Annotated in this window: 16 protein-coding genes; all 16 read left to right on the forward strand. The window is 31.9% G+C overall.

Annotated elements, in window-relative coordinates:
* The first annotated feature begins 4 nt into the window (after positions 1 to 4).
* Positions 5 to 4,336 (forward strand): PolC-type DNA polymerase III, encoded by a 4,332-nt coding sequence (locus B2P65_RS11335; RefSeq protein WP_346848366.1) that lies wholly within the window; start codon positions 5 to 7, stop codon positions 4,334 to 4,336.
* A gap of 524 nt (positions 4,337 to 4,860) precedes the next feature.
* Positions 4,861 to 5,322 carry a ribosome maturation factor RimP gene (gene rimP / locus B2P65_RS11340; RefSeq protein WP_150843841.1) on the forward strand — a complete coding sequence of 154 codons (462 nt, stop codon included), beginning with the start codon at positions 4,861 to 4,863 and terminating at the stop codon, positions 5,320 to 5,322.
* Between the two features lie 16 nt (positions 5,323 to 5,338).
* A complete protein-coding gene (gene nusA / locus B2P65_RS11345) occupies positions 5,339 to 6,424 on the forward strand; it encodes a transcription termination factor NusA (RefSeq protein ID WP_035132801.1) in 1,086 nt (361 codons plus the stop codon).
* A 16-nt stretch (positions 6,425 to 6,440) separates the two neighbouring features.
* Complete coding sequence (gene rnpM, locus B2P65_RS11350) at positions 6,441 to 6,710, forward strand: RNase P modulator RnpM (RefSeq protein WP_035132803.1); 270 nt, start codon at positions 6,441 to 6,443, stop codon at positions 6,708 to 6,710.
* Entirely contained in the window at positions 6,700 to 7,014 is a 315-nt protein-coding gene (locus tag B2P65_RS11355) for a ribosomal L7Ae/L30e/S12e/Gadd45 family protein (RefSeq protein WP_346848368.1), read from the forward strand. The genes rnpM and B2P65_RS11355 overlap by 11 nt, the downstream gene beginning before the upstream one ends.
* Before the next feature lie 17 nt (positions 7,015 to 7,031).
* Positions 7,032 to 9,116 (forward strand): translation initiation factor IF-2, encoded by a 2,085-nt coding sequence (gene infB / locus B2P65_RS11360; protein ID WP_346848369.1) that lies wholly within the window; start codon positions 7,032 to 7,034, stop codon positions 9,114 to 9,116.
* 18 nt (positions 9,117 to 9,134) lie between these two features.
* Positions 9,135 to 9,497, forward strand: coding sequence for a 30S ribosome-binding factor RbfA (gene rbfA, locus B2P65_RS11365; RefSeq protein WP_035132809.1), 363 nt, complete (start codon positions 9,135 to 9,137; stop codon positions 9,495 to 9,497).
* Entirely contained in the window at positions 9,487 to 10,461 is a 975-nt protein-coding gene (locus B2P65_RS11370; RefSeq protein WP_346876470.1) for a bifunctional oligoribonuclease/PAP phosphatase NrnA, read from the forward strand. The genes rbfA and B2P65_RS11370 overlap by 11 nt, the downstream gene beginning before the upstream one ends.
* Positions 10,448 to 11,335, forward strand: a complete 888-nt coding sequence (gene truB / locus B2P65_RS11375; RefSeq protein WP_035132813.1) for a tRNA pseudouridine(55) synthase TruB — start codon at positions 10,448 to 10,450, stop codon at positions 11,333 to 11,335. The genes B2P65_RS11370 and truB overlap by 14 nt, the downstream gene beginning before the upstream one ends.
* A gap of 11 nt (positions 11,336 to 11,346) precedes the next feature.
* Positions 11,347 to 12,312 (forward strand): bifunctional riboflavin kinase/FAD synthetase, encoded by a 966-nt coding sequence (locus tag B2P65_RS11380; protein WP_346848371.1) that lies wholly within the window; start codon positions 11,347 to 11,349, stop codon positions 12,310 to 12,312.
* Positions 12,313 to 12,458: 146 nt separating this feature from the next.
* A complete protein-coding gene (gene rpsO, locus B2P65_RS11385) occupies positions 12,459 to 12,722 on the forward strand; it encodes a 30S ribosomal protein S15 (RefSeq protein ID WP_035132815.1) in 264 nt (87 codons plus the stop codon).
* A gap of 109 nt (positions 12,723 to 12,831) precedes the next feature.
* A complete protein-coding gene (locus B2P65_RS11390) occupies positions 12,832 to 14,940 on the forward strand; it encodes a polyribonucleotide nucleotidyltransferase (RefSeq protein ID WP_346848372.1) in 2,109 nt (702 codons plus the stop codon).
* A gap of 187 nt (positions 14,941 to 15,127) precedes the next feature.
* A complete protein-coding gene (locus B2P65_RS11395) occupies positions 15,128 to 15,403 on the forward strand; it encodes a YlmC/YmxH family sporulation protein (protein ID WP_035132817.1) in 276 nt (91 codons plus the stop codon).
* Positions 15,404 to 15,416: 13 nt separating this feature from the next.
* Positions 15,417 to 16,604, forward strand: a complete 1,188-nt coding sequence (dapG, locus tag B2P65_RS11400) for an aspartate kinase (RefSeq protein WP_346848373.1) — start codon at positions 15,417 to 15,419, stop codon at positions 16,602 to 16,604.
* A gap of 53 nt (positions 16,605 to 16,657) precedes the next feature.
* A complete protein-coding gene (locus tag B2P65_RS11405; protein WP_346848374.1) occupies positions 16,658 to 17,482 on the forward strand; it encodes a ClpP family protease in 825 nt (274 codons plus the stop codon).
* Between the two features lie 171 nt (positions 17,483 to 17,653).
* Positions 17,654 to 19,963, forward strand: a complete 2,310-nt coding sequence (locus B2P65_RS11410; RefSeq protein ID WP_346848375.1) for an FtsK/SpoIIIE family DNA translocase — start codon at positions 17,654 to 17,656, stop codon at positions 19,961 to 19,963.
* Positions 19,964 to 20,011 lie beyond the last annotated feature (48 nt).

Genomic DNA, 20,011 nt, shown 5'->3' on the forward strand with positions numbered 1-20,011 from the left:
CTAAATGACATTGTCAGAACTACTAGGATATGATAGTAGATTGCCTATTTATGAAGATATCATCATAAATAAAGTTCAATATCTAAAACAAAGCGAGATGGTTAAGGTAGTATTAAAACATAAGAGTCCCTTAGATGATCCTATGAAGGAGAATATATGTAATCTTATTAAGGATAAACTTTGTGATTTAGGGACTATAGATATCTTGTGGTATAGAGATGTAGAACATGTTGCTTTAGAAGATGTGGTGGGGGAGTATTGGATAGATGTCATTAACTCTCTTGCCTCATCTTTTCCTTCTGCTAAGACTAGTTTACTAAAAGCAGTTAAAAAGCTAGAAAATGACAGAATTAATATAGGTATATCCAATGAATTTATATCTAAGATGCTCTGTCATAAGAATATAGATAGATTAATACAAAGCGAAATTTATAATATGTTCAACATTAAAGTAGAAGTAAAAATATACTATGATGAATCGGCTATTGAAGAAGATTATATTCTAGAAAAGCAAATTGAAGAAAAGAGAATAGTAAGTGATATTATAGCAAATAGTCCTAAGATTTCTAGTAGATCTAGTGATAAAGCTAAAGAAAAGCCTAAAGAAACTAAGGGAGATAAAAAAGCTAGTCCTTGGAAGGAGAATTATAGAAAGAGCAAAGAGCCTTTAGATGACAATGTGGTATATGGTAATAGAAATATAAATGAAGAAACCACAGAAATGTGTGAATTAAATATGGGCTCCGGGAGAGTAGCTGTGGCTGGAGATGTATTTAAGGTAAATATATTTGAAGCTAAAAGTGGAAAAATATATCCTTCTTTATATATTACTGACTACACTAGCTCTATAACTATAAAAATATATCCAAGAAGTAATGAAGAAGTAGAAAAGCTGCTGGAAGAGTTAAAACCAGGGGTATGTTGCAAGGTTTATGGGGAAGTAGAAATTGATAGATTTTCTAAAGATTTAGTGATTAATGCAAAGTCTATTGTAAAGTTGAAACCTAGTGAAAGAATGGATGGTTGTGAAGTTAAGAGGATAGAGCTTCATGCTCATACTACCATGAGCTCCATGGATGCAGTGGTTACACCTTCAAGTCTTATTGCTAAAGCTGCTAAATGGGGACATAAGGCAATTGCCATAACAGATCATGGAGTAGCTCAAGCCTTTCCAGAGGCCATGGATGCAGGGAAGAAACATAATATAAAAATTATATATGGAATAGAGGGATATTTAGTTAATGATGGAGTAGGTATAGCTACCGGATGTAGAGGAATAGATTTTAATAGTTCCTTTGTAGTATTTGATATTGAAACTACAGGATTTTCAAGTCACCAAGATCGCATTATAGAAATAGGAGCTGTTAAAATAGAGAATGGACATGTTATTGATAGCTTTAATGAACTTATAAATCCAGAGATGAGCATTCCATATAAAATAACAGAGCTTACAGGTATAAGTAATGATATGGTGAAGGGTTGCAAAACCATAGAAGATGTTCTTCCTAGGTTTTTAGACTTTGTAGGGAGTTCTGTAGTAGTAGCTCACAATGCGGAGTTTGATACGGGATTTATTAAGTCTAAGTGCAGAAATCTTGGGTTGCAATTTAAAAATGGAATTATAGATACATTACCTTTAGCTAGGTTTTTATTTCCACAACTTAAAAAGCATAAGCTTAATGTAATATGTGAACACTTAAAGATATCCTTAGAAAACCATCATAGAGCTGTGGATGATGCTAAGGCTACTGGAGATATTCTTTTAAAATCCTTTGATATGTTAAGAGAGAAGGGTTTTAATAATTTAGATGGAGTTAATAAGGAATATTTAAAATCATTTGATGTAAAAAAAGCTCCTACATACCATGTAATAATTTTAGCCAAAAACCAGAGTGGATTAAAAAATCTATATAAGCTAATATCCTTTTCTAACTTAGACTATTATCAAAGACGACCAAGGCTTCCTAAGAGTCTAATAGAAGAATATAGAGAGGGACTTATTATTGGTTCTGCATGTGAGGCTGGAGAGATATTTAAGGGAGTTCTAGCAGGAAGGTCCCTAGAGGACATGGAACATATAGTGGAGTTTTATGATTATTTAGAAGTACAACCCATTGGAAATAATGAATTTTTAATAAAGAAGAACATGGTTAAGGATGAAGAAGGACTTAGGGATCTCAATAGAAGGGTATGTGAACTTGGAGATTTCTATAATAAAAAAGTAGTTGCCACAGGGGATGTACACTTTTTAGAACCACGAGATGAAGTCTTTAGAAGAATTTTAATGGCCGGAAAAGGGTTTGATGATGCTGATAATCAACCTCCACTATATTTCAAAACCACTACAGAAATGTTAAGAGAGTTTTCATATTTAGGTGAAGAAAAGGCCATGGAAATTGTGGTGGAAAACCCTGAGTATATACAAAGCTTAGTTGGAGAGGTTAAACCAATTCCAGATGAAACCTATGCTCCTAAAATAGAGGGTGCAGAGGATGACATTAGAAACATGACTTTAAATAAAGTAAAATCCATATATGGAGATAATCTTCCAGAAGTTATTCAGAAAAGACTTGATAAGGAATTAAACTCTATTATAAATAACGGATATGCGGTGCTTTATCTTATAGCACAAAAATTAGTGGCAAAGTCTATCAGTGATGGATATCTAGTTGGATCTAGGGGATCTGTTGGATCTTCATTTGTAGCTACCATGTCAGATATAACAGAAGTTAATGGGCTTCCACCTCATTATGTATGTCCTAATTGTAAAAATAGTGAATTCATTTTAGATGGATCCATAGGTTCGGGAGTTGACTTACCAGATAAAAACTGCGAAAAATGTGGAACTCCTTATATAAAAGATGGTCACGATATTCCTTTTGAAACTTTCTTAGGTTTTGAGGGAGATAAGGAACCAGATATAGACTTAAATTTCTCAGGGGATAACCAAGGTGATATTCATAGATATACAGAAGTTCTTTTTGGAAAAGGTCATACCTTTAAAGCAGGAACCATAGGAACTATTGCAGATAAGACTGCCTATGGATATGTTAGAAAGTATTTAGATGAAAGAGATATAAATACTACTAATGCAGAAATAGAAAGATTAACTATTGGATGTACTGGGGTAAAGAGAACTTCAGGGCAACACCCAGGAGGAATTATGGTTGTACCTAGTGACAATGAAATATTTAATTTTTGTCCAATACAACATCCTGCAGATGATCCAAAATCAGATATAATAACAACTCACTTTGATTATCACTCTATTAGTGGTAGGCTTTTAAAACTTGATATACTAGGCCATGACGATCCTACTATGCTTAGGATGCTTCAAGATTTAACTGGAATAAGTCCTCAAAGTGTACCTTTATCAGACCCAAAGGTTTTGAGTCTTTTCACAGGGACAGAAGCTCTTGGCATAACTCCCGAAGAACTGGGTTGTGAAGTTGGATGTTATGGTGTTCCAGAGTTTGGAACTAAATTTGTTAGACAGATGCTATTAGATACAAAACCACAAACATTTTCTGACCTAGTTAGAATTTCTGGTCTTTCTCATGGTACTGACGTATGGCTTAATAATGCTCAATATTATATAAAAGAAGGATATACTACCCTTAAAGATTGTATATCTACCAGAGATGATATTATGGTTTATCTTATATATAAAGGACTTCCGCCCAAGACTGCGTTTACCATCATGGAGAAGGTTAGGAAAGGAAAGGGTGTATCAGAAGAGTTTGAAGCCATAATGAGAGAACATAATGTTCCAGATTGGTATATAGAGTCCTGTAAAAAAATTAAATACATGTTTCCTAAAGGTCATGCTGTTGCCTATGTAATGATGGCTATGAGAATAGCTTATTTTAAGGTTCATCACCCAAAGGCTTATTATGCAACTTATTTTACTGTTAGAGCAGACGATTTTGATGGTGATTTAGTTATAAAGGGTGAAGAAGCAATGAAAGATACTATGGATGAATTAAATGCTTTGGGGAACAATATAGGTACGAAAGAAAAAGGTCTTCTTACCACCTTAGAACTTTGTTATGAAATGTACAAAAGAGGTATAAAATTTCTACCCGTAGATGTATATAAATCAGAGGCAGTAAAATTTACAATAGAAGGAGATAATATAAGAATTCCTTTAAGTGGACTTACTGGAGTAGGGGAAAATGCAGCAAAGGCTATAGCAGAAGCTAGAAATCATGGAGAATTTATATCTAAGGAAGATCTTCGTATAAGAAGTAAAGCTACAAAGACTGTAGTAGAAGCTTTGGCAAATCACGGAGCCATAGGGGATTTACCAGAAACAAATCAATTAAGTCTTTTTTAACAACTGTTTATTTAAATAATTTAAGTTAGGTGCCATTTCATTAACAGAGTTCTTAGCTTCTTTGAAGCTTAGAAAGCGTTATCCAGGGACGTAGCAGCTCTTTACTCCAATTTCAAATAAAATGGGAGTATTAGAGATGGTAGTCATCGGCATAAATACCTCAAAGGAGCTAAAATCATTGCATATTGAAAATAGCTATGATATAATTGTACTTAATGAGCTAGTTATTATGATAATCTTTGAGGGAGAGTAGGATTTATGCCTACTCTCTATTTATTAAAACGCAACCCCAAGTTGCGTTTTAATTATAAAGTGAACCTTAGTTTGAACTAAGGTTTTACATCTCACTAAAGCTAGTTGAACTCATACCTTAAAGGGTACTGTGGTAATGTAAATATTATCCCATGACTATTTGACCAAATACTTTCAACTTCATAAAAAGATGGAAGTTGTGTAGCAATAAAAAATATTAAGTTTATTACTAAAGATTTAAAGTAAATATAATAAAAAGGAGGAAATGTATTATGAACAGTAGCGGTGTTGTGGAAAAACTCCATAGTAAAATTACTAATATAGTAGAAAAACTCGGATTTGAACTTTATCACTTAGAATATGTACGTGAAGGCGGACAAAATATTTTAAGAGTTTTTATAGATAATGAAAAAGGCGTTGCTTTGGATAACTGTGTAGAAGTAAGTAAGGCTGTTGGAGAAATGCTAGATAAAGAAGATCCTATAACAGAAGAATATAATTTAGAAGTATCATCTCCAGGTATATTTAGAACCTTATATACAAAAGAACATTTTAATAAGTATATAAATCATGATGTAGCTGTAAAACTTTCAGCATTATTTGAAGGAAAGAAAAAATATGAAGGGATATTGAAGGGGTTTGATAGCGAAAATTTAATGTTAGAAATCAATGACAATGAAGTTGCAATACCAATGTCAAAGGTTTCTTTAGTTACGTTAAACCCAACTTTATAAGGAGGATATAAATATAATGAGCACCGGATTTAAGGAAGAATTTATAGATGCTGTAAAACAACTAGTTGTTGAAAAAGGAATTAGTGAGGAAATGCTTTTTACTACTATAGAGGATGCTTTAGTAGCAGCATATAAGAAAAATTTTGCAAAGTCTCATGCCAAGGAGCAAAATGTAAGAGTATGGGTTAATAGAGATACAGGAGAAACTCATGTATACTCATTAAAAGAAGTTGTAGAAGAAGTATATGATGATGTAATAGAAATATCCTTAGAGGATGCTAGAGAAATCAGTGCCAAATATAACTTAGAAGATATTGCGGAAATTGAGGTTACTCCAAGAGATTTTGGAAGAGTTGCGGCTCAAGCTGCGAAGCAAGTTGTTATTCAAAGAATTAAGGAAGCTGAAAGAACTCTTATATATAATGAATTTATAACTAAGGAATTTGACATAATAACAGGTATAGTTCTAAGAAAAGATAGAGGAAATGTATTTATAGATCTAGGTAAACTAGAAGCTGTATTAGGCCCAAATGAGCAAATGCCAGGAGAATCTTATATATTTAATGAGAAATTAAAGCTATATATAGTAGAAGTAAAGAAAAGTTCTAAGGGACCACAAATTGTAGTTTCAAGAACACACCCAGGCCTTGTAAAAAGATTATTTGAGTTAGAAGTTCCGGAAATATACAGTGGAATTGTAGAAATAAAAAGTATAGCGAGAGAAGCAGGCTCAAGAACTAAAATAGCTGTATGGTCTAATGATGAAGAGGTAGATCCTATGGGAGCTTGTGTTGGACCTAAAGGAATTAGAGTTCAAAACATAGTAAATGAACTTAGAAATGAAAAGATTGATATAATAAAGTGGAGTAAGTTACCAGAAGAGTATATTGCTCATGCGCTAAGTCCAGCTAAAGTTCTATCAGTTGATGTAGATGAGGATGGAAAGAGTGCTAAGGTTGTAGTAGATGATAATCAATTATCATTAGCCATAGGTAAGGAAGGTCAAAATGTTAGATTAGCAGCAAGACTTACTGGATGGAAAATAGATATTAAGAGTAAGAGTCAAGCTGAAAGCTTACAAAACGAAGAAAGTAACCTTTAAAGGTAGGTGATATTTTATGAAGGTAAAAAAGATACCTCAAAGAATGTGCACAGGATGCATGGAAATGAAACCTAAGAAGGAACTTATAAGAGTTGTTAAAAATAAGGAAAATGAGATATCTATAGATTTACATGGTAAAAAACCTGGTCGTGGAGCCTATATCTGCAGAAATATTCAATGTTTAGAAAAAGCCGTAAAGACTAAAAGACTAGAAAGAAATCTAGAAACTAAGATAAATGATGAAATATATGATAAACTAAAGGAAGAGATAGTTAATGCAGAATAAATTTTTAAGTTTTCTAGGGATTGCAAAAAAATCTAGAAACTTAGTAGAAGGATATAATGGATGTGAAGAAGAGATAAAAAGAAATAAAATCCATCTATGTATTTTATCCTTAGAGTGTTCAGAAAACACTAAGAAAAAATTTGAAAAATACTGTGATGACAGAAGAGTGCCTGTAATAGGAAATATACCTAAAAATGAATTGGGTATGGCCATAGGTAGAGAAGAAATCAATGTATTAGCAGTAAGAGATAAAAAAATTTGTGAAAATTTAATAAAGTTATGGAAAGAGAATTACGGAATGTAAATTCGGGGGTGAAAGTTTTGTCGAAAATAAGAATATATGAGTTAGCTAAAGAATTAGAAGTTACAAACAAGGAACTTATAAGTGTATTAATGGAAGAGTTCGGTGTGGAAGCTAAGAATCACATGAGTGTCATCGATGAAGAGGATGCTGATCTTATAAAAGAGCTATATGAAGAACAAAAAAAAGAAGCAGCTGAAAAGAAAGAAATCATTGAGGAATATGAATCAAAAATCAATGAAGATATAAGTAAGCAGCAAAGAAAAAATAGCAAAATGAGAAAAGGCGGAAATAAGAGAAACGAAGAAAAGGTTGATGAAACTCCAGATGAAGTAATCGAAATGGAAGAAACTATCGTTGTAAAAGACTTAGCTGATAAGCTAAAAAAACCAGTGGTAGAAGTTATAAGAGCTTTAATATTCCAAGGAGTTATGGCAAGTGTAAACCAAGAGATTGACTTTAACACAGCTGAAAAGCTTGTAGATAGCTTTGGATCTATTGCAGTATTAAAAGAGCAAAATGTTGGTGACATTGCTAAAGAACAAGAGGATGAGATTGATGAGATAGAAGACGAATCATCAGAAGCAAAAGAAACTAAAAGACCACCAATAGTTACAGTAATGGGTCACGTTGACCACGGTAAGACATCATTACTAGATGCAATAAAGAAATCTAAAGTTACAGCAACAGAAGCTGGTGGAATTACTCAACACATAGGTGCTTATACTGTAGATGTAAATGGTGAGAGAATTACCTTCCTTGATACTCCAGGTCACGAAGCTTTCACTTCTATGAGAGCTAGAGGAGCACAAGTTACAGATATAGTTATATTAGTAGTAGCAGCAGATGATGGAATTATGCCACAAACTGTTGAAGCTATAAATCACTGTAAAGCTGCAGAAGTACCTATGATTATAGCTATAAATAAAATGGATAAAGAAAGTGCAAATCCAGATAGGGTTAAGCAAGAGTTAACAGAATATGGATTAGTATCTGAAGATTGGGGTGGAGATACTATATGTGTACCAGTATCTGCTCACACTAAGGAAGGCTTAGATAATCTTCTTGAAATGATTACAATAAATGCTGAAATGTTAGAATTAAAAGCTGATGCTAACAGAAGAGCTAAAGGAACAGTTATAGAAGCTAAATTAGATAAAGGTAGAGGACCTGTAGCTAGTATACTAGTTCAAAATGGAACTTTAAAATCAGGAGATTCTATAATAGTTGGAACTACTTATGGTAGAATCAGAGCAATGATTGATGATAAAGGTAAAACTACAAAAGCAGCTGGCCCTTCTATGCCAGTAGAAATATTAGGACTTTCAGAAGTTCCAGCAGCAGGAGATAGATTTACTGTTGTTAGAGATGAAAAGACAGCTAGAATAATGGCAGAGTCAAGAAAAGAAAAGATTAGACAAGATCATTTCCAAACCTCTAATAGAGTGTCTATGGAAAATCTATATAACCAAATCCAAGAAGGTAAGGTTAAAGAATTAAGCGTAATAGTTAAGGCTGATGTTCAAGGTTCAGCAGAAGCGGTTAAACAATCCATAGAAAAGCTTTCTACAGATAACGTAAAAGTTAGAGTTATCCACGGAGCAGTTGGAGCTATAACTGAAACAGACGTATCTCTAGCTTATGCTTCTAATGCTATTATTATTGGTTTCAACGTAAGACCAGACAATAATGCTATTACAGTTGCAGAAAGAGATAATGTAGAAATTAAAACTTATAGAATTATCTATGATGCTTTGGATGATATTAAATCAGCAATGATTGGTATGCTTGAACCTGAATACAAAGAAGTTATTACTGGACGTTGTGAAGCAAGACAGGTATATAAAATTTCTAACGTTGGGACTATAGCAGGATGTTATGTTCTTAATGGAAAGATAACAAGAAACTGTAAAGTCAGAGTACTAAGAGATGGTATAGTAATTACAGAATCTACTCTTGCATCTTTAAAGAGATTTAAAGATGACGTTAAAGAGGCAGCAGCTGGATACGAATGTGGACTTAGCATTGAGAAATTCAATGATATAAAAGAAGGAGACATTATAGAAGGCTATATCATGGAAGAAATTAAACCAAAACAATTGTAATAGGAAGGAGTGATCTCCATGGCTAACTATAGAGGCGGCAGAATCAATGAAGAGATAAAAAAAGATGTTAGCAACACTATTCAAAACAAAATAAAGGATCCTAGACTTACAGCAATGGTAAGTGTAACAGATGTAGAAGTAACAAGAGACTTAAGCTATGCTAAAGTATTTGTTAGTATATTTGGTACAGAGGATCAAAAGACAGATGCTCTTAAAATTCTTAAAAGCTCAACAGGTTTTATAAGAAAAGAGATAGGAAAAAATGTTAAGTTAAGACATGTTCCAGAAGTTATCATAGAGTTAGATACAACTTTAGATAAAGCTAATCATTTAGAGTCTTTATTTAGAAAGATAAAGGAGAATGATTCTAATGATAACTAGCAATATAGTAGATATCATAGAGAAAAGTAATTCCATAGGAATTACTTTTCATCAATCACCAGATGGTGATTCTCTAGGAAGTGCCACAGCCCTACTTCAAGGGCTAAGGGCACTTAATAAAGAAGCATATATACTTTCAAAGGAGAAAATTCCAGATACTTTTGAGTATTTGCCTTGTAGTGAGGAAATCACAGGATTACTTCAACAGGTAAAGGATGGTACAGATTTAATAATTGTATTAGATTGTGGAGATTTCAAGAGAATAAATGCTAATTTAGATGCAGAGAATAGGCAATATAAGCTTGTAAATATAGATCACCATCTAAGTAATGAAAAGTATGGTGATTTTAATTATGTGGATATAAATTCTTCAGCAGTTGGAGAAATAATTTATGACCTATTAAATCAGTTAAAAGTAGATATTACAAAGAATATAGGTAAATCAATTTATACTTCTATTTTAACAGATACAAGTTCCTTTAAGCATTCTAATACTACAAGCAGAACTCATGAGATAGCTGGGGAAATTATTAAAACTGGAGTTAACTTTAATAAAATTCAAAGACAAGTCTTTGAAAATAAAGAATTTAATAAAGTTAAGTTCTTTGGGAAAGTCATCGATACTTTGACATTACACCTTAATAATAAAGTTGTATTTATGGAGATTAATGATGCTATGCTTAATGAAGTAGGCTTAGAATCCATGGATTCTTCCGAGGTTATTCACTTTGGAACTATGATAAGTGGAGTAGAAGTAGTAGCTTTATTTAAAGAAAGTAAGGGTGGAATAAAAGTAAGCTTAAGGTCTAAAGAAATAGTTGACGTTAGTAAAATAGCAGAAAATTTTAATGGTGGAGGCCATAAAAGAGCTTCTGGTCTTTTTTGTGAGGGTTCCATCATTGAAGTAAAGGATAAAATATACAAAATATTAGAAGAAGAGTTGATATATTATGATAGAAAATAATAAACCCTTTGGAGTTTTAAATATAAATAAACCTCTTGGCATTAGTTCCTTTGACGTAGTGAGAAAAATAAAAAAGCTAGCTAAAGAGAAAAAGGTCGGACATGGGGGTACCTTAGATCCCGAAGCTTGTGGTGTGCTTCCAGTATGTATAGGAAGAGCAACAAAGGCCATAGACTTTATCATGGAAGGCGAGAAAGAATATATAGCAAAGGTTAAGTTAGGAGTTGTAACAGATACTTACGATAGAGAAGGAAAAGTACTTCGTGAGAGTAAGGTAGATTCTACAGAAGAAGAAATTACTAAGGTTATAAATAAATTTGTAGGAACTATTGCTCAAGTTCCACCTATGTATTCTGCTCTTAAACAAAATGGGAAAAAACTTTATGAGTTAGCTAGAGAAGGAAAAGAAGTCTATAGAGAGCCAAGGACAGTTACTATCCATAGTATTGATATATTATCCATAGATAGCCCTATAATCCACATAAAAGTTAGATGTTCTAAAGGAACTTACATAAGAAGTTTATGCTATGATATAGGAGAAGAACTTGGTTGTGGAGCTATGATGTGGGAGCTAGAGAGAACAGCTACTGGTCCTTTTACTATAGATAGGAGTGTGGAACTAAAAGATTTAACAGAGGATAATATAAATAATTATATTATTTCCTTAGATGAAGTATTTAGTAAGTTTCCTAAACTTGTAGTTAATGAAAAGTTTGAAAGGTTAATATTAAATGGTGTAACCATAAATGATAGAACTCTTTTAAATAGAATTGAAAAGTTTTGCAAATATGCAGTATACAACAATTCAAATAAGCTTATAGGAATTGGAGCAGAAAGCGATTCAGGATTTAAATTAATAAAACTTTTTCTTTAGGGGATATATTTATGAAAATTATACAAGATAATTTTAATGAAGTCATTGAAACTCCTAGTATAATTGTTCTGGGAAGTTTTGATGGTATACATAGTGGTCATAGAGAATTAATTAATAGTGCTAAGGAATTAGCAGAGAAGATTAAATTAACTAAAAATATAGAAGATGTAGAGGTCATGGTATGTACCTTTAAAAATCATCCTTTGTCTGTTGTTAATAAAGAGATTTGTCCAAAACTAATAATGAGCAATGAAGAGAAAGCTATTTTATTTGAAAAACTTCAAGTGAATATATTAAATTTTATGGAATTTAATAAGGAATTCATGTCAATTTCACCAGAACAATTTATTAATAGTTTAAAGAAGCATTATAATGCTAAAGGTATAGTAGTTGGCTTTAATTATCGTTTTGGATATAAAAATTTAGGTGATGTAGGGATTCTTAAAAAATATAGTGAAATATTAGACTATGAACTTTTTGTAGTAGAGCCCATAACTTCAGATGGAGAAGTGGTAAGTAGCTCTGCCATTAGACATAATCTTCAAGAAGGAAATATAGAAAGAGCCAATAAGTTTCTTGGTAGACCATTTATGTTAAGTGGAAATATAATTAAGGGTAAGCAGATAGGTAGAACCATGGGATTCCCTACTGTAAACTTAAATTATGATAAAAAATTCGTAGTACCTAAGGGTGGAGTTTATGGAACTATTGTAGAGTATAAAAATTGCTTTTATAAAGCCATAACTAATATTGGATACAATCCTACCCTAGAAGGTAGTAAATTAAGTATTGAAACTAATATTTTAAATTTTGATAAAAATATATATGGAGAAGAAATTAAACTATATTTTATAGAGAAAATAAGAGAAGAAAAAAGATTCGGATCCATTGATGAACTGAAGAATCAACTATCAAAGGATAAAAATTATGTAAATGGCAAGGATTATTCTATATATATAGATAAAATTCCTAAATAACTAATTTTTACAAATTTTTAATTAGTTTTTCTATTTACAAAATAAATTTAGTTTGATATAATTTCATATGAACCTTATGCTATGTATTCTGAATGCCAACGGGGTACATGGCATATGGCGATTTAACTATTGGAGGTGCATACAATATGGAAAAGGCAAGAAAACAAGAAATAATGCAACAATTTGCAAGAACAGAAGGAGATACAGGTTCTCCAGAAGTACAAATAGCATTATTAACAGAAAGAATTAAAGAATTAACTGAGCATTTAAAAGTTCACAAAAAAGACCACCACTCAAGAAGAGGTCTTTTAATGATGGTTGGACAAAGAAAAGGACTTTTAAGCTACTTAAAGAAGCAAGATATCGAAAGATACCGTGCTATAATTGCTAAATTAGGAATTAGAAAATAATTAAGAGCGGCAAAGCCGCTCTATTATTTTAATTAAATAGCAAAAAAAAGATAATAATAAGTATATATCTATATATATATTTTTTTAATAACCGAAAGGAGGAGATTAAATGACAAATACGTTAAGTACTTCTGTAGCAGGAAGAGAAATGAAGATAGAAATTGGTAAAATTGGAAAGTTATCTGATTGTGCTATGTTTATTAGTTATGGAGAGACTGTAATCCTTGTAAATGTAAATGCGTCTGAAGAACCAAGACAAGGAATAGATTTTTTCCCACTAAGTGTAGAATATGAAGAAAGACTATATGCAGTAGGTAAAATTCCAGGGGGATTTTTAAAGAGAGAGGGAAGACCATCAGAAAAAGCTATACTAAATTGTAGAGCTATAGATAGACCTATAAGACCTCTATTCCCAAAAGGATATAGAAATGATGTTCAAGTGGTTTGTACGGTATTATCTGTAGACCAAGATAATTCTCCAGAAATATTAGCTATGAATGCAGCTTCAATAGCATTACTTTTATCAAGTATACCATTTACTGATGCAGTAGCTACAGTATCAATTGGATTAATCGATGGAAAGTTTGTAGTTAACCCTACATCTAAAGAAAGAGAATTAAGCTCAATGCAATTAACTGTATGTGCTACTAAAGACAGAGTTATGATGATAGAAGCTGGTGGAGATGAAATTCCAGAAGAAACTATGATTGAAGCTATAGACTTTGGATTTAATCAGTGTCAATCTATTATAGCGTTCCAGGAAGAGGCTAGAGCTAAATTTGGAAAGGTTAAACCTGAGCCAGTACTATACAAAGTGAATGAAGAAATCCAAAGTGAAGTAAGAAACTTTGCTTTTGATATGTTAAAAGAAGCTATGTATATCACTGATAAAGATGAAAGAAATCTTAAAGTAAGTGAAATTAAAGCTAAAATAAATGAAGAGTTTTCTGAGAAGTATCCAGAGGGCGGAAGTGACATAGGAGAAGTTGTTTACAATATTCAAAAGGAAATTGTAAGAAACATGTTACTTAGAGATAAGAGAAGACCAGATGGAAGAGAATTTAATCAAATTAGATCTATATCTTGTGAAACTGGACTCCTTCCAAGAACTCATGGAACAGGATTATTTACAAGAGGATTAACTCAAGTAATGACTGTAGCCACATTGGGAGCTTTAGGTGATGTTCAAATCATAGATGGTATTGGAGAAGAAGACTTCAAGAGATATATGCATCACTACAATTTCCCAGCATACAGTGTTGGAGAAGTAAGACCACTTAGAGGACCAGGAAGAAGAGAAATAGGACACGGTGCTTTAGCTGAAAGAGCCTTAGAACCACTAATTCCTTCTATAGAGGAATTCCCATATGCTATAAGACTTGTTTCAGAAGTTTTAAGCTCTAACGGATCTACATCTCAAGCCAGTGTATGTGGAAGTACATTAGCATTACTTGATGCTGGAGTTCCAATAAAGAGGCCAGCAGCAGGAATTGCCATGGGACTTATAACTAGTGAAGATTTAAGTGAAGAGGCTGTAATTACAGATATTCAAGGAATCGAAGACTTCTTTGGAGACATGGACTTTAAAGTTGCTGGTACAGAAAAAGGAATAACTTCAATTCAAGTTGATACAAAAATAAAAGGATTATCTAAGTATTGTATAAGAACAGCTATAGAAGATGCTAGAACAGCTAGATTATATATCTTAGATAAGATAAATGAATGTATAGCTGAGCCAAGAGCAGAGCTATCTCAATATGCTCCAAGAATGTACACTATAAATATAAAACCAGACAAAATTAGAGATATAATAGGACCTGGTGGAAAAACTATTAAGAAAATAATAGCAGATACAGGTGTTAAAATTGATACTAATGATGATGGTAAGATAGTTATAATGTCTACTGATAGTGAAAGTGCTAATGAAGCATTAAGAATTATAAAGGAAATCACTAAAGAAGTAGAAGTTGGAGAAATATACTTAGGTAAAGTTACTAAGATTATGGCTTTTGGTGCTTTTGTAGAGGTACTTCCAGGTAAAGAAGGTTTAGTACACATATCTAAATTAGCTAACGAAAGAGTAAATAAAGTGGAAGATGTAGTAGCTATAGGTGATGAAATACTTGTAAAAGTAATAGAAATCGATTCTCAAGGAAGAGTAAATCTTTCAAGAAAAGATGCATTAAAAGATAGTGAAGAGTCTAAAACAGAAGAGTAAATAGAAGTTAAAATAAAAAGGTAAAATACCTTTTTATTTTTTTATTATAAAACATAAGAACATACTAGTGTATAATTTCATAAATTATATTATAATTGTATTAAGTTTCGTTAATTTACTCATAAATATATAATAGAAAACATATTAATCATAGTAATTTATATAATTATGTATGAGGTGATATGTGATGGAAGAAAAATATAGATATTTAAGTGAAATGGAACGATATGAAATAATAAACATTAATGATGGAGATAAGTATAGTGTCCTGGGCAATAATGATATAGTTATAAATGAAAATGGTGAGCTAAAGCTACTATTACTTGGAGATGGAAAGTCTAGTAAGATGTTTTTTAGAAATAATGAGATGCTGGAAGTTTCATGGGATTATGTAAAGAAGATAGGCTCTAAAACTATAATCATCGATGTTGATGGGGAAACACTAAGAAAATCCCATATATAATATGGAGGTAAGTATGGATATAGTTGTTCAGAAATTTGGTGGTACATCAGTATCTAGTGAAAATAATAGAATATTAGTTACAAAAAAGATAAAAAAAGCTATAAAGGATGGATATAAACCTGTAGTAGTAGTATCAGCTATGGGGAGAAAAGGATCTCCTTATGCAACAGATACATTATTATCTTTAGTTAGTGAAGAATTTAAGATAAATAATCCAAGGGCCTTAGACTTACTTTTGTCCTGTGGTGAAACTTTAAGTACAGTGGTAATGTGTAATGATTTATTAAGAGAAGGTGTAGAGGCAGTTCCACTTATGGGTGGAGAAGCTGGTATAAGGACTGATAATAATTTTAATAATGCATCTATTTTAGATGTTAATCCGAAAAATGTACTAAAGGTATTAGAGCAGGGAAAAGTACCTATAGTAGCAGGTTTTCAAGGTATAAGTGAAGAGGGGAGCATCACTACCATAGGAAGAGGTGGAAGTGACGTTACAGGGGCAATTTTAGGAGCAGCACTAAAGGCAAAGGAAGTTCAAATATATACAGATGTTGATGGTATAATGACAGCAGATCCAAGAATAGTTTCTAAGGCTTCATTAATTGAGAGTATAAGCTATGATGAAGTATTCCAATTTGCTGATCAAGGAGCTAAAGTAATACATCCTAGAGCTGTTGAAATATCTAGAAAATATAATATTCCATTAGTAATTAAAAATACTCTTAGTGATTGTGAAGGGACTATTATTTCTTCTTATGGTGAGGACAATGAAAGAATTATCACTGGAATTACTCATATGAGTAATAGAGTTCAAATAAGAATTAATGGAGGCTCAAAGGAGCACTGCAATAATATATTTCATATTTTAGCTGAAAATGAAATAAGTATTGATTTGATAAGTGTATTTATAAATGATAAAATATTTACTATAAGTGAAGTAGATTTAGATAAGTTTAAAAATATAGCAGCTAATTATGAAATTGATTATCAGTATACAGAAAGTTGTAGCAAAATATCTATAATAGGTTCAAAGATGAGAGGAATACCTGGAGTTATGTCTAGAATTCTAAAGGCTTTAGAAGAAGGCAATATAGATATTCTTCAAACTGCTGATTCACATACAACTATTTGGTGTCTTGTAGAAAGTAATAAAGTCAAAGATGCTATAAATTTACTTCATAATGAATTTAAATTAGGATAGTATATAAACACCTCTTAATGCACAGAATAAGAAACATTAGGAGGTGTTTTTCCATGATTAATGAAGCGGAAAATAAAAAACATAAGGAAGATAAAGATACTAAACACAAAAAAAATAATAAAAGTAAAGTTATAATAAATGAAGAAAATGATGATGAACAAAATGAAGATGATAACTCTAAAGGGGTAAGTAAGGAAGTTGCAAACTTAAAAGAAGTAGGGGTCATGTCTGTAGCAAAGGCTGATGACAGGATTCAAGTTATACCTATAATAGGTCAAGTTGAAGGTCATAATATTTCTGGTAATCAAACTAAGTCTACTAAATATGAGTTAATTATTCCACAGTTAATAGCTATTGAGAGAGATAGCAATGTAAAAGGTATACTCATAGTATTGAATACTGCAGGAGGGGATGTAGAAGCAGGCTTAGCCATTGCAGAAATGATAACTAGTCTTAGTAAGCCTACAGTATCCATAGTCATAGGTGGAGGACATTCTATAGGAGTTCCATTAGCTACAGCATCAGATTATTCCTTTATAACTCCTTCAGCTACAATGATAGTGCACCCTGTAAGAATGAATGGATTTGTTATAGGTGTACCTCAAACCTTTGAATATTTTAGAAAGATGCAGGAGCGAATAGTTGAGTTTGTAGTTAGAACTTCAAAAATTGATTCAGACGATTTTAGAAGGCTTATGAGTCAAACAGATGAATTACTAAATGATATAGGAACTATATTGATAGGGGATCAAGCCGTAGAATGTGGTCTTATTGATGAAGTAGGTGGAATTAGAGAAGCCTTAGATAAATTAGAAGAGTTAATAAGTGAAGGTGAAAAAAATCAACTTGAAGTAAGTTCAGAAGAAAATATTAGTTAAGAAATAGATAAAATTTAACAATTCACCATTGAGTTGTCAGCAAAATCATGTTGGCAACTTTTTATTTGTAAAAAAATTTGAAATATAGGTGGATTTCAATGTACAATATATTGAGATGGATAAATGGAAATTATTTTCATGAATCTTAGGAAGAGTTTTGGAGGAGATACTATGACTAAAGGAAAAGAGCCTTTAAAAAAGAAAAACAGTAGTAAGAAGAGCACTGTTAAAAATAATAGTTCAAAAGCTAAGAGAGAAAAAAAGGATAAACTTTTTGATTTTAATGGAATTATACTGATAACCATAGGAGTTTTAATATTTTTAGCTTTACTATCAGTTATGTTTTCAGACCCAACATCTTTGGCAGGTTCTATGGGAGTATTTATTAATAGAATTTTTATAGGACTTCTTGGAATTGGTGCCTATGCTTTACCCTTTGTGCTTATATACATGGGAGTAAGTTACATAAAAATAGATAAATATTTAAAGGTAACAAAAAAATCCCTTGGAATTTTAATGTTTATAGTTATTACCATGATTTTTGTTGAGCTTATAGTATTACCTTCTTACTACGTAAAAGGAAATATGGCAAGTGCTATTATAAATCAATTTAAATCTAAGTCTGTACTTCATGGAGGTATTATATCTTTAGTAATTACTGTTCCTATAAGTTCACTTTTAGGAAAGGTAGGTAGCTATATAGTTTTATTTGCTTTATATATAATATCTTTAGTGTTAATTAATAATATTACTATAAAAGAGTTATTTACCTTTGAAAAAGTAGAAAGTAAAAAAAAGTCAAGGGATTTGAAGCAAACAAATATTGCAATTGATGAGGCTATGGAATATGTATCAGCAGATGGGAATACTAGAGACAATGGAAGCAGCGAAGAGTCGAAGATTAAAATTATAGATTTTATGAAGATGGATGAAGAAGAGAATAGATTTGAAGGAAAAACAGAAACAAGTATAGAACAACCTAATAAGTCAAAGGAAAATAGAAATAATATAGAGGATATAGATATTGACATTTCCTTTGGTGATGGAAACAAAATATATGCTTATGAACATCCTGCACCAGAACTCCTTCATAAAAATTTAAGTAGTATAGGTAAAAATAGCGATAAAAAAGACCTCCTTAATAGTGCTAATAAACTTCAAGAAACTTTAGAAAGTTTTGGAGTTGAAGCTAAGGTGATACAGGTTACAAAAGGTCCATCTGTAACCAGATTTGAATTACAACCCCATGTAGGAGTTAAGGTTAGCAAGATAGTTAATCTAGCAGATGATATAGCTCTAAACTTAGCAGCCTCAGGAGTTAGGATAGAGGCTCCAATCCCAGGAAAGGCAGCAGTAGGTATAGAAGTACCTAATAAAGATTTATCAGCAGTATTTTTAAGAGAGGTAATAGAAAGTGAAGAATTTACACTTGCTAAGAAAAATTTAGCCTTTGCCCTTGGAAAGGATATTGCAGGTAATTGTGTAGTGGGAGATTTATCTAAGATGCCTCACCTTTTGATTGCAGGAGCTACAGGGTCAGGAAAAAGTGTATGTATTAATACTCTTTTAATAAGTTTATTATATAAATATACACCTCAAGAGGTTAAATTGCTGTTAATAGACCCTAAAGTGGTAGAACTTAATATATACAATGGAATACCACACCTATTAATTCCAGTAGTTACAGAACCTAAAAAAGCTGCAGGAGCATTAAATTGGGCAGTTAATGAAATGACTAGAAGATATAAACTCTTTGCAGATAATAACGTAAGAAATATTGAAGGATATAACGACTTTGTAGAAAAGGGGATAATAGAAGAAAAGCTTCCATGGATTGTAATCATAATCGATGAGTTAGCAGACTTAATGATGGTATGTCCAAATGATGTTGAGGAATATATAGGTAGACTTGCTCAAATGGCTAGGGCTGCAGGAATGCATTTAGTAATAGCAACACAAAGACCATCTGTAGATGTAATTACAGGGGTAATTAAAGCTAATATACCATCTAGGATATCCTTTGCTGTTTCAAGTCAAATAGACTCAAGAACTATACTAGACTCTTCAGGAGCAGAGAAACTTTTAGGTAAAGGGGATATGCTATATTATCCTGTAGGTGAATCGAAGCCACTTAGAATTCAAGGAGCCTTTGTGTCTGAGGAAGAAGTAGAGACTGTAGTAGAATTTATTCGTAATGGATTAAAGGAATTAGAGTATAAAAAAGAAATCATGGATGAAATAGAAAATAGTGTTTCTAAATCTAAAGGTGGAGAAGATTGTGATGAGTTAATAGATGAAGCTATTAAAATTGTATTAGAAGAAGGGCAAGCTTCAACATCCTTGTTGCAGAGAAGGCTAAAAATAGGGTATAATAGAGCGGCTAGAATTATAGATGAAATGGAAGCTGAAGGGATTATCTCTGGTCGTAATGGAAGCAAGCCAAGACAGGTTTTTGGAAGAGATGATACCATGAGACAATAACTTCTTAATGAAACTTTCATTACAACACAAAAGAAGAGGTTTTAAATA

The sequence above is a fragment of the Clostridium sp. UBA3061 genome, from assembly GCF_002367465.1.
Lineage (GTDB): Bacteria > Bacillota > Clostridia > Clostridiales > Clostridiaceae > Clostridium_J > Clostridium_J sulfidigenes.